This window comes from Anaerococcus murdochii, from assembly GCF_019957155.1.
Classification (GTDB): domain Bacteria; phylum Bacillota; class Clostridia; order Tissierellales; family Peptoniphilaceae; genus Anaerococcus; species Anaerococcus murdochii.
In genome coordinates this window covers 1,311,249-1,322,818 of record NZ_JAIPME010000002.1, presented here as the reverse complement: position 1 = coordinate 1,322,818, position 11,570 = coordinate 1,311,249, and the positions used below count along the sequence as shown (strand labels likewise).

Genomic DNA, 11,570 nt, shown 5'->3' with positions numbered 1-11,570 from the left:
ACTTCCCTTCTCCTAAGCTTCGCTAGCTTCTTCTTCTGCCTCTGTTTCTTCCTGAGGGGCATTAGCCTTAGCTAAGAGTTTGCTTTGGTTTCTAATCTTAGACGCATCTATCTTTTCTACTTGGGAGAACCTATCTTGTTCGTCAATATTTTCCTTAAGCTCAACTACATCTCCACTTTCATCTAATAGTTCTACGTCAAGGGCTAGTGATTGAAGCTCTTTTACTAAAACTTTGAATGATTCTGGTGTACCTGGCTCTGGGATATTTTCTCCCTTAACTATTGATTCGTAGGTCTTAACTCTTCCTGTAACGTCATCGGATTTTACAGTTAGGATCTCTTGGAGGGTGTGGCTTGCACCATAGGCTTCAAGTGCCCAAACCTCCATCTCACCAAACCTCTGGCCACCGAATTGGGCCTTACCACCAAGTGGTTGTTGGGTTACAAGTGAGTATGGTCCGATTGACCTAGCGTGGATTTTTTCTTCTACCATGTGGTGAAGCTTAAGCATGTACATAACGCCGACTGTTACTGGGTTCTCAAACTCTAGTCCAGTTCTTCCGTCACGAAGCTTAATCTTACCTGTTTTATTAACGTAAGGAGCGATTTTCTTTGCTTCTTCTAATACTTCTTCGATTTCTGTATCCATAGCACCATCAAATACTGGTGTTGCTATCTTCCAGCCAAGTGTTCTCGCTGCAAGACCCATGTGAACTTCAAGTACCTGACCTAAGTTCATACGAGATGGGATACCTAGTGGGTTTAGGCAGATTTGGATAGGTGTTCCGTCTGGTAAAAATGGCATGTCTTCTCTTGGTAAAATCCTTGAAACGACACCCTTGTTACCGTGACGACCACACATCTTATCTCCTACCATGATTTTTCTCTTGGTAGCTACATAAACTCTGATTACTTTATTTACACCTGGAGATAGTTCGTCTCCGTCTTTTTTGTTATATTCCTTAACATCAACTACGATTCCCTTTTCACCGTGAGGAACTTTTAGTGATGTATCTCTAACTTCTCTAGCTTTTTCACCGAAAATTGCACGTAGAAGTCTTTCTTCTGGAGATAGTTCAGTTTCTCCCTTTGGAGATACCTTACCAACAAGGATGTCACCGCTTGTTACTTCAGCACCAATTCTGATAACACCATTTTCGTCGAGGTCTTTTTTCATATCGTCGCCGACATTTGGTATATCTTTGGTAATTTCTTCTGCACCAAGCTTGGTTTCTCTGGCTTCACATTCGTGTTCTTCGATGTGAACTGATGTTAAAACATCGTTAATTACTAGCTCTTCGTTAAGGAGCATAGCGTCCTCGAAGTTGTAGCCTTCCCAAGTTGTAAATGCAATAAGGATATTTTTACCAAGGGCAAGTTCGCCATTGTCAGTAGATGGTCCATCTGCAAGGACTTGGCCTTCTTTAACTTCATCATCCAATTTTACAATTGGTCTTTGGTTTATTGTTGTACCTTGGTTGGCTCTTTCAAATTTAAGAAGATCGTAAGTAATAACGTCGCCGTTTTTTGGTTTTACTTTAATCTTATCAGCTGAAACGTAAACTACTTTTCCGTCTGTTTTTGAAACAACACATACACCGGAATCCTTAGCAGCCCTGTGCTCAATACCTGTTGCTACAATAGGTGCAGCAGATTTTATAAGTGGCACTGCCTGACGTTGCATGTTGGCACCCATAAGGGCACGGGTTGAGTCGTCGTTTTCTAAGAATGGGATTAATGATGCTCCTACAGATACGATCTGCTGTGGAGAAACGTCCATGTATTGAACAGAATCTCTTGGATAAATATCATTTTCACCCCTGTAACCACGACCAGAAACTCTCTCATTTACAAATCTGTTGTTCTCATCTAATGGTTCGTTGGCTTGGGCAATGATGAAGTTATCTTCAACGTCTGCTGTTAGGTAGTCGATTTCGTCTGTTACCAGACCGCCTTCCTTAACAACCCTGTATGGGGTTTCGATAAAGCCGTATTTATTAACTCTTGCATAGGTTGTTAGAGATGTGATAAGACCGATGTTTGGTCCTTCTGGAGTCTCTATTGGACAAATTCTTCCGTAGTGAGAATCGTGAACGTCCCTTACTTCAACGCCTGCCCTATCTCTTGAAAGACCGCCTGGGCCTAGGGCTGAAAGTCTCCTCTTGTGGGTTAATTCACTCATTGGGTTAGTTTGGTCCATGAACTGTGATAATTGGGATGAACCAAAGAATTCCTTAATAACAGCTGTAACTGGCTTGATATTGATTAGGCCTTGTGGGGTTGCTATATCAGGATCTTGGGTGGTCATTCTTTCACGAACAACTCTTTCCATCCTAGCTAGGCCTACCCTAAATTGGTTTTGAAGTAATTCTCCAACACCTCTTACACGACGGTTTCCTAAGTGGTCAATATCATCAGTTTCACCAACACCTTCAAAGAGGTTAAATTGGTAGTTTACAACTGCGAGTATATCTGATTTTGTGATGTGCTTTGGAGAAAGTTCTTTCTTTCTTCTTTGCATCATCTTTACTAATTCTTCGTCATTTTCAGCTTCTTCAATGATTTCAGTCATTACTGGGTAGTAAACTTTTTCGCTAAAGTCATCGAAATCTATATCAAGGCCTTCAAGTCTATCAAAGGCGTGAATATCAACGAAATTATTACCCACGATTTTTAGGACAACTTCTTCGCCATCTGAATTTAATTTTCTAATATCAACTGAAACAATACCTGAGTTTTCAATCTCAAGGGCAACTTCTTCGCTAATTAGGTCTCCAGCTTTTACAAAGATTTCACCTGTTTCTGTATCGACAACATCTTCTGCTGCCACTTCGCCTGCAATTCTTGGGGCAAGGGCAAGTTTTAGGTTGTATTTGTATCTACCAACTCTTGCTAAATCATACCTTCTATCATCAAAAAGTAGGTTATTAATAAGGGTAGTAGCTGACTCAAGTGAAGCAGGGTCACCTGGTTTTAATTTTCTGTATATTTCTATTAGGGCTTCTTCACTATTTTCAGAATTTTCCTTTTCAAGGGTATTTCTTAAGTGCTTGGTATCACCAAGGGCCTTTATAATTTCTTCATCTGTATCAAACAAAAGGGCACGCACAAGGGTAGTAGCAGGTAGCTTTCTAGTCCTATCAAGCCTTACGTTTACAGTGTGGCTAGCGTCTGTGTCAAATTCAATCCAAGCTCCCCTGTTAGGAATAACTGTAGATGAATATTGCTTATCCCCGCTCTTGTCTGTTTCTTCTGCATAGTAAACACCTGGAGATCTGACTAACTGGCTTACTATTACTCTTTCTGCACCATTTATAACAAAGGTTGCAGAATCAGTCATCATTGGGAAATCACCCATGAAAACTTCTTGTCTTTTGATCTCACCAGTTTCTTTATTAAATAAAATAGCCATAACCTTTAGGTCTCTAGCATAGGTTAGGTCTTTGTATTTAGCTTCTTTTAGGCTATATTTTGGTTCTTCGTCAAACTCATAACCTGTAAATTCTAGGCTTAGTTTGCCATTGTAGTCTTCTATTGGGGAAATGTCTTCTAAGATTTCTCCCAGACCTTCATTTATAAACCACTCATATGAGTCTTTTTGAACTTTTAATAAATTTGGTAAATCCAAGACTTCAGGAAACTTTGAGAATGACATTCTCTCTGTTTTCCCATATAACTTTTTATGATATTGGGCCATTCTTACTCCTTACTTTCTGCAAAAATAGGACAAATAAAATTTGCCTTTTGAGATAAAAAAATCTCGATAAATAGATTTCTAGCAATTGTATATTGTACTCTAAAACAATCAACCTTCAAGATATTTATCAAGATTTCTCCTTTATTTTAACCTTTTTTCTAAACTTTTTTACATACTATCCAAATATGATATGAGTTTATTAGCATTTGTCAATGGTTAGAAGAAGTTTTTTCACCAAAAAATGACAAATTTTAAGGGAAAATAAAAAAGCGACTTATTTATAGAAATCATTATTGAAATTAAGGATTAAATTATTTTTCTTTTCAAAAATTCCTTCTATATATAAGTCCCTCCCCTTTTAAACTTATTTATATTATACGAGTTAAAAATATATAAACAATTCAAATTTTATGATATAATGTATATAATGGAGGACTTATGAAAGACTTTATAAAATTTTTTAGCATAATTACAGGATTATTCAGGTCTATAATTAGCATTCTCGCACTTTTTGCCATAGGCTTTGTAATCTTTGTTGACAACCACCTATTTCTAGCAACTGTTGACCTTTTAGGCATAAATAATATTTCCAGCGCCATTATAAAACCCCTTGCCCTAGGAGTTTTAATCCTTGCCTTTGTCATAAATACAGCAATTACCCGTTCTATTTTTAAGGCAGGGGAAAATGGCAAGGGCCATTTGGCTAATGTATTTTTTGGCCTAATATTTTTGGCTTGCGATGCTTTTCTCTTCCTTTATTTAAGAGAAAAACTCCTTTATATCCTAATAGGTTTCAACGGACTTTTGGTCATAAATTCCCTCTTTGGCTTGATTGCAAAGTTTAGAGGCTCTTACAATACAGAAATTCCAGAAAAGAAGACTGAATATATAGAAGTTAAAACTGGTCCTAGCGATTCAAATTCAAAAGAAGATCCTATCAAACTTGATTTTAAGGAAGACGATAATGTCAACATTATAAAAAAAGACCAAACAGAAGTTGATGGCAATATTGTTTCAAAAACTAGCCAACTTATTAAGGAAGATACCGATCTTGGCACAGAGGTAGAAACATACGATTCTAGCGAAGATTTAAAAACTCAAGCCGAAAAAGATGCTGAGGAAAAACTCGCCAAAGAAAATCCTACAACTTTAGGAGACATCAAGGAAACAAATAAAATAGTAAACAAAGTTGTTGAAGATAAGGGATCTAGCGAGGAAACCTACGACCCAGATCTTGCAGCTGATTTCAAAAAACAAGAAGAAGAAAAAATCTACGACAAGTCAAATTTTGTAGGAAAAGAAGACTAAGGGGGCTTTGCGCTCTTAAGGCGAAAGCCTTGGGAGCCTGGCCTTTTTAAGTACAAAAATTATAAAGGAGATATTATGGACAAAACTTACCAAAGCATAATCAAAAGCCTCTACCCAGACAAAAATGCAATCAAGGACGAACTCATCCTCCTAAATGCCCAGCAAAGACTCCCTAAGGGCACAGAATATTTCTTTTCTGATATACATGGGGAAAGCGATGCCTTTTTGCATTTACTAAGGTCTGCTTCAGGTAATATTAGGGATAAAATCCAAAAACTCTTTGGTGACACCCTTGAAAAAAAGGACCAAGACGCCCTAGCCCAGCTAATATATGACCCAGACCTGGTTTATAAATCCCTAAAGACAGAAGATAAAATTTCCAAAGATTACCTAACAATTACCATCCACAGGTTAATAAACCTCCTCAAGTTCGTTTCAACCAAGTATCCAAAGGACTATGTCAAAAGGAAATTCCCACAAAAATACAGCCTAATCCTAGACGAGCTTCTATACACCAACGATGCCGAATACAACAAGAAGGCCTACTACGAATCCCTTGTTACAAATATTGTCAAATACGATGTTGCCTTCGATTTTATCAAGGTAATTTGCACACTTATCCAAAGAATATCTGTCGACAAACTCCACATAGTTGGCGACATCTACGACAGGGGCCCATCTCCACATATTATTATGGATGAGCTGTTGACCTTCCCAAGTGTTGACTTCCAATGGGGCAACCACGACATTGCCTGGATGGGAGCTTGCGCAGGTAATACAGCCTTAATCGCAGCCTGTGTCGCAGATGCTATCAAATATAACAACTTCGATATGCTCGAAGACGGCTATGGCATCAACCTCAGAGTCCTTTTTGAATTTGCCATGGAAACCTATGGCGATGATCCTTGCGCATGTTTTGCCCCAAGGATTTACGATGACAACATCTACGACAACATCACAACCGACGCTGCCGCCAAGATGTACAAGGCCATTTCCATAATTAGGTTTAAGCTTGACTACGCCCTAATTGAGAGAAATCCTGACATGGGCATGGAAGATAGAAACTCCCTAAAGTTCATAGATTTTAAAACCATGACCTACAAGGGTGCCAAACTTAAGGATACAAACTTCCCTACCATAGACCCAAAAAATCCTGCAAAACTCACTAAAGAAGAAAAAACCGTAATAAACATCCTAAAACAGGACTTTATGAAAAACGACAAACTCAACAAGCACATGGATTTTCTTTACAAAAACGGAGCCATGTACAAGGTTGAAAATGGGTCCCTCCTCTTCCACGGTTGTATTCCACTCACTTCTGATGGTGACTTCCAGGAAGTTGAGCTTGAAGGTGTAACCTACAAGGGCAAGGGCCTCATGGATTATTTTGACAAAGTCGCAAGGGACGCTTATTACACAAACAGCCTTAAGGCCAAGGATATGATGTGGTACTTGATAAGCGGCAGATATTCACCAATTTTTGGCAAGAGCCAGTATTCTTATTTTGAAAATATCTTTATAGATGATAAAAAATTAAGAAAAGAATATCCAAATCCTTACTACGATCTTTGTGAAAAAGAAGAAATCGTAGATAAAATTCTCGACGAATTTAAGGTCGAAGGCAAAAGACGTAGGATCGTAAACGGCCACGTGCCAGTAATTACAGAAGCAGGAGAAAGTCCAATCAAGGCAGGCGGCAAACTCTACGTCATAGACGGCGGCATCTCCAAACCTTATCAGGCAAAAACCGGCATCGCTGGCTACACCCTTGTATTTAATTCTCACCACGTTGCTCTCGCCGAACACAAATCCTATGAATCAATCACAAACAAGGTTTCATCCTACACCCCAAATATCAAGGAAGTAGAAATAATGAACCCAAGGATGCTAAGACGCGACACCGACAAAGGAAGAGCCAAAGAAAAGAAAATAAAAATCCTAGAAGAACTCCTAGACCTTTATGACGAAAGAGACGATTGGTAAGATTAAAATAAGAAAATTATTTTTTAATAGTAAAATCACAAGAAAAAACCACCTCTGCTAGTAAATACTAGTAGGGGTGGTTTTTTGTCATTTGAAATCAAATTTTTTTCTAATTTTAGATTCCGCCTTCAAAAGATGTATCGGCATCATTTTCTATTTTAAAATATGAAATACCTTCTCTTGCAACTTCGATTGATTTTTCATTGTTCTCAGCAAGGTTGTTTTCCATATTAGACAATTCGTAGGCTAATTGGAAGTTTAGGCCAGAAAATACACTTACCTTGGCATTATCACTTGTTAGCATAACTGCTGTGTTGTATGGTGTTCCGCCTGCTATATCTGTAGCTATGGCAAGGCTATCGTATTTTTCAAGCATTTCCTTAATTAAAGTTTCAAAATCTTGCCTATACTTATCTATTTCATCTCCCGTAAAATCTAGAACTTTGATATTTTCACTGCTACCAACCACTAGGTCTAAGCCGGTTTTTAGACCGCTTGCATACTGACCATGGGCTGACATTATTAATCCAATCATTTTTCCTCCTACTTATAGATTTCTATATCACTTTGTCCATATAAAACAGCTGACCTGGCGTGAAATTTTATCCCTCCGGCAGTAAAAACCCTTGGAGAATTTGTAATTTCTTCAAAAATATTTACAATAACCCCATCCTTGGTCTTGATTGCAACTGCTTCATCTTCTGTCAAGTCTACCTTGTTTCTAGAAACTTTGATAAATTCATACTCATCCTTATTGCCAAATATCATACATTGGGTATAGGTATCCTCAAAATCCTCATTTATGGATAATTTCTGACAAGGCTCTAGGCTGTTATATTCAGTAGAATAGTAGCCATCATTTCCTAGAGAAAAGTCTCTATTTACCATGATATTTTCATCATTTAATCCCTTAGCTAGGATATTTGTTTTAGCCTTATGCCTACCCTTCGCCTTTATTTGATCAAAGACAATCAAATCTCCATTTTCAAGGAAAAACATCCTTCTTTTTGAAAATATTTCTCTAGAGTTATCAAAATAAGACATTTCCACAAAAGTATGCCTATTTTTCTTATAATATATAGGATTTATAAGCGGATAGGCATTGGTTTCCCAAGAAGATACATATCCCATGGATGATTTATCATCAACAATCACATTATTATGGGCAAATAGCTTTAGGTATTCTCTTTCTTCACTTTCTGTGTAGGTGTACCTACCCCCATCTAGAATCCTAATTCCGTCTTTTTGATAGGTAAAATGTGTGAAATCTCCGTGGCTATGGTTAGATGCCATATTTTGATTGAAAGAGGCTAAAAATGCTCCAGCCTTCTTTTCAACATATAAACCATAGTCCCCAAATAATTTTTGACTTCCTACCTTTATATCTTCTTCAAAAATCTCCTTATAATAGTCAAGAAGAAAACCCGTGTCAGTTAAGTCGGAGTCACCATTGTTTAATTCCTTACCATCAAGATCTGTGGTTATTAAAGTGGTCTCCGCGATTTTTCTTAGCTGATCTTTATGACTTATTTCAAGTCCACAAGCTTTCTCATATTCGCTTAGTCTTAATAGCCACAATACCATAAAGTTATGATAGCCAAGGCATCTTTCCCAGTGGATTGAGTGGTCATCCATATATTGGATAGCCATCATCTCCTCGTATTTTTCCATGGCTTTTTCATACATTTGATCATTTTTAAAGTAAAGACCAGCTATAGCTATTGCTATAACCTGGACAAGGCCCCAATTGCTCAAGTCATATTTTTCTATGTATTGGTCTTTTAGATAAAATATTTGGTCTTTTATACTTTGGTTAATTTTATTTAATAAACTTTTATCATCAATCTTATTATCTGTAAGGAATTTAATAAAGTGATATATCCTCATTCCCGTATCGAGGGTCCTGGTTTTCTTTGAAGGAATAAGCTTAACCTTATCGATCCAATCTTCAATTAAGGCTAGGCCTTTCTTGATATAAACCGGATCCGAACTTTCCCTATAGGCCCTACTTAGGACATCTAGGTAGGTAAAACGGTTAAGCATGAAGGTCCATTCCTGGTCCCCATTAGGACAAAAATCCCAATCTAGAGGCGTATTTTTCACCTCTAGATGGGACTTCTCCATATCTCCATTTTCATCAAAAACGAATATATCATCTAGTATTAAATTCGCCTTATATAAATCATTCATTATACAACCTTATTTAATATAGAATTTTTGCTTACTTCCATCTTAGCTTCCTTATCAATTTCTAGGATGATTGTTTGACCTTTGATCTCATCTACCCTGCCGTAAATACCGGCAACAGTGATTACTCTGTCACCCTTTGATAGTTTTGGAAGCTCATCTTGACTTTTTATTGCTTCTTCAAGCATTTTCTTTTGCTTGTACTTATCAATTGCAAGATAAGCCCAAAAACTAAAATACATCACTAGAATGATAAGCCATTCTTTTTTTGTCATCTTATTCTAGAACTGGTGGTTTAGGTGAAATTAGTCCTAGGCTTGAACCAATTATAGCAACTATAACTGTAAGGATGATTACCTTATAGGTTGTCCAACCTTTTTTCTTTACTAACCAGTAAACAAAACCTGTCCATAAAACTGGTAGTAATTTTGGAGCCATACCATCAATCATTGATTGGATAGCTACATGTTGGGTTTGTTCACCAATTTCTTTTACATAAGTTATTGGAATAGAAATTTTAACAAATTGTGTTACAAGGGCAGAAATTACTGCAACACCAACTATAGATGCAGCTGAAGTGATTTTTTCCATTTTTTCTGAGAAGTCACTTACAACTGATATACCTACCTTATAACCTGCCTTACCCATACCTAACTTAAGAGCTAGAAGGATAACGTTGATTGTAATAAAGAATAGGACTGGAGCTAAGTTATTACCAGCTGCTGCCATTGATGCGAAAATAGTTGATAAGAGTGGAGCTAGAAGGAATTGTGATATAGAGTCACCAATACCTGCTAGAGGTCCCATCAAAGCCATTTTCATATCTTGGATAGAATCTTGCTCAACCCCACCATCTTCCATAGCAAGCTGAACGCTTGATACGAATGGTACTAGTTGTGGGTTGGTGTTATAAAATTCAAGGTTTGCTAGCATTGATGCCTTGTAAGCTTCCTTGTCATCTGCGTGGATTTTCTTAAGTCCTGGTCTTAGGACGTTTGCATAACCAATACCTTGGTAGTTTGAATAGTTAAAACCGTTTTGAAGTATATAAGCTCTTAAACTAGCTTTTGTGTAATCTGAGCTTGATAATTTTTTATTAACTTGATTAGATGCCATCTGTAAACTCCATTCTTTCTTCTGTACCTGTTGATTCTGCTGCTTTAGCGTCGCCTCTTCTTTGGTATTCATATATAGCAAAGAAGGTAGCAAAGGCTGCTACACCCATTAGAGGCATACCTAGGTAAGCAGATAGGATGTAACCTAGTAAAACAAAAGCGACATTTTCTTTTCTGATCATGTTAGATAGGATCATAGCAAAACCTACTGCTGGGATCATTGCACCTGCCATTGATAGACCGTTTGTAATAAATTCTGGAATCATGTCTACAAGTTGGTTGATTGTTGATGTAGATAAGGCAGCTACAAGACCTATTAGGGCACCTACTGCAAATTGTAGGATATAAGATAGGTTTGCGTAAAGGGTGAATTTCTTATCATTATCTTCTACGATAGCTCTTTTAGCCAAAGCTGGTGAAAAACTCATTAATGTGTTTATTGTTGTAATTGCAAATTGAATTGCTATCGCAAATGGGATTGATAAAGAAAATGCTGTTTGTCCGTCAATATTTGGGTTTGTTATTGCTAGTAGGGCACCAAAGATACCAGGTCCTAGTGGTGATGGAGGAATTGTTCCACCTGGTGATACACCGAAGCCCATGAAGGCAAGCTCACCAATAGCTCCTACTGTCAATGCTTTTGGTAGGTCTCCTAAAATTAGACCAACACCAAAGGATAGGACAAGTGATCTATTAGAATAAATTCCTAATAGGGAACCTGAAAGGGCAAAACCTGTCCACAATGCAATTAATAATGCTTGTACTAATGTAATTTCCATATTTTTCTCCTATTATAAATAATCGTTTATATCTACTTCAACGGAACCGTCTGAGCCTGAAGGAGTAGATCTAGTGTTAAAGTTAAGCTTGTATTCATCTCTTATCTTTCTTAGATTTTCCTTATCTTTTTCGCTCAAATAGATGGCTCTTGTTACCTTTTCCTTGCCCTCACCATTGTGGATATTACCTATATTTACTTCTTTTACAGGTATACCAGCACTGATAATCTTAAGGGCATCGTCTGTGTTTCCTACAACTATGAAGAATTTTTGAAGTGGACTTGCCTTATCAAAGATACTTATAAACTTGTCTACTTCATAAAAACTTACTGCTATTGACTTATCTATCATAGTCTTCATTAGGTTTTGTTGGATTGGGTCATTTGCTGCCTTATCATTTACACATATAACTGAGTTTGCACCGCAATGTCTTATCCAGATTTGACCTTGACCATGTAGTAGTCTCTCATCAATTCTGAAAAGTAAAATTTCTGCTGCCATT

At 37.3% G+C, this 11,570-nt stretch carries 9 protein-coding genes; 2 read left to right on the top strand and 7 right to left on the bottom strand.

The genetic code is table 11. The features are described from left to right. Positions 1 to 12 precede the first annotated feature (12 nt). On the bottom strand, positions 13 to 3,696 hold the full coding sequence (rpoB, locus tag K8P03_RS06760) for a DNA-directed RNA polymerase subunit beta (RefSeq protein ID WP_223419664.1): 3,684 nt from the start codon (positions 3,694 to 3,696) through the stop codon (positions 13 to 15). Between the two features lie 438 nt (positions 3,697 to 4,134). Here rpoB and K8P03_RS06755 point away from each other — a divergent pair, with 438 nt between their 5' ends. Beyond that, entirely contained in the window at positions 4,135 to 5,004 is an 870-nt protein-coding gene (locus K8P03_RS06755) for a hypothetical protein (RefSeq protein ID WP_223419661.1), read from the top strand. A 75-nt stretch (positions 5,005 to 5,079) separates the two neighbouring features. Further along, positions 5,080 to 6,987 (top strand): fructose-1,6-bisphosphatase, encoded by a 1,908-nt coding sequence (locus K8P03_RS06750; RefSeq protein WP_223419658.1) that lies wholly within the window; start codon positions 5,080 to 5,082, stop codon positions 6,985 to 6,987. 115 nt (positions 6,988 to 7,102) lie between these two features. Here K8P03_RS06750 and K8P03_RS06745 read toward each other — a convergent pair whose 3' ends face one another. The 6 genes from K8P03_RS06745 to K8P03_RS06720 are packed head-to-tail and all read right to left on the bottom strand — an operon-like array spanning position 7,103 to position 11,569. Beyond that, a complete protein-coding gene (locus K8P03_RS06745; protein WP_223419655.1) occupies positions 7,103 to 7,522 on the bottom strand; it encodes a PTS sugar transporter subunit IIA in 420 nt (139 codons plus the stop codon). Positions 7,523 to 7,530: 8 nt separating this feature from the next. Further along, a complete protein-coding gene (locus K8P03_RS06740) occupies positions 7,531 to 9,177 on the bottom strand; it encodes a heparinase II/III family protein (RefSeq protein ID WP_223419651.1) in 1,647 nt (548 codons plus the stop codon). Then, positions 9,177 to 9,449: a preprotein translocase subunit YajC gene (yajC, locus tag K8P03_RS06735; RefSeq protein ID WP_223419648.1), complete on the bottom strand. Its 273-nt coding sequence runs from the start codon at positions 9,447 to 9,449 to the stop codon at positions 9,177 to 9,179. The genes K8P03_RS06740 and yajC overlap by 1 nt, the downstream gene beginning before the upstream one ends. A 1-nt stretch (position 9,450) precedes the next feature. Next, complete coding sequence (locus tag K8P03_RS06730; protein WP_223419644.1) at positions 9,451 to 10,290, bottom strand: PTS system mannose/fructose/sorbose family transporter subunit IID; 840 nt, start codon at positions 10,288 to 10,290, stop codon at positions 9,451 to 9,453. Next, on the bottom strand, positions 10,280 to 11,068 hold the full coding sequence (locus tag K8P03_RS06725) for a PTS mannose/fructose/sorbose/N-acetylgalactosamine transporter subunit IIC (RefSeq protein WP_223419640.1): 789 nt from the start codon (positions 11,066 to 11,068) through the stop codon (positions 10,280 to 10,282). The genes K8P03_RS06730 and K8P03_RS06725 overlap by 11 nt, the downstream gene beginning before the upstream one ends. A gap of 12 nt (positions 11,069 to 11,080) precedes the next feature. Further along, positions 11,081 to 11,569 (bottom strand): PTS sugar transporter subunit IIB, encoded by a 489-nt coding sequence (locus K8P03_RS06720; protein ID WP_223419637.1) that lies wholly within the window; start codon positions 11,567 to 11,569, stop codon positions 11,081 to 11,083. Position 11,570: the final 1 nt, after the last annotated feature.

What these genes read in the sequence shown, in the direction of transcription:
- rpoB (WP_223419664.1), bottom strand. Translation starts at nt 3,696, where the DNA reads ATGGCCCAATATCATAAAAAGTTATATGGGAAAACAGAGAGAATGTCA.
- K8P03_RS06755 (WP_223419661.1), top strand. Translation starts at nt 4,135, where the DNA reads ATGAAAGACTTTATAAAATTTTTTAGCATAATTACAGGATTATTCAGG.
- K8P03_RS06750 (WP_223419658.1), top strand. Translation starts at nt 5,080, where the DNA reads ATGGACAAAACTTACCAAAGCATAATCAAAAGCCTCTACCCAGACAAA.
- K8P03_RS06745 (WP_223419655.1), bottom strand. Translation starts at nt 7,522, where the DNA reads ATGATTGGATTAATAATGTCAGCCCATGGTCAGTATGCAAGCGGTCTA.
- K8P03_RS06740 (WP_223419651.1), bottom strand. Translation starts at nt 9,177, where the DNA reads ATGAATGATTTATATAAGGCGAATTTAATACTAGATGATATATTCGTT.
- yajC (WP_223419648.1), bottom strand. Translation starts at nt 9,449, where the DNA reads ATGACAAAAAAAGAATGGCTTATCATTCTAGTGATGTATTTTAGTTTT.
- K8P03_RS06730 (WP_223419644.1), bottom strand. Translation starts at nt 10,290, where the DNA reads ATGGCATCTAATCAAGTTAATAAAAAATTATCAAGCTCAGATTACACA.
- K8P03_RS06725 (WP_223419640.1), bottom strand. Translation starts at nt 11,068, where the DNA reads ATGGAAATTACATTAGTACAAGCATTATTAATTGCATTGTGGACAGGT.
- K8P03_RS06720 (WP_223419637.1), bottom strand. Translation starts at nt 11,569, where the DNA reads ATGGCAGCAGAAATTTTACTTTTCAGAATTGATGAGAGACTACTACAT.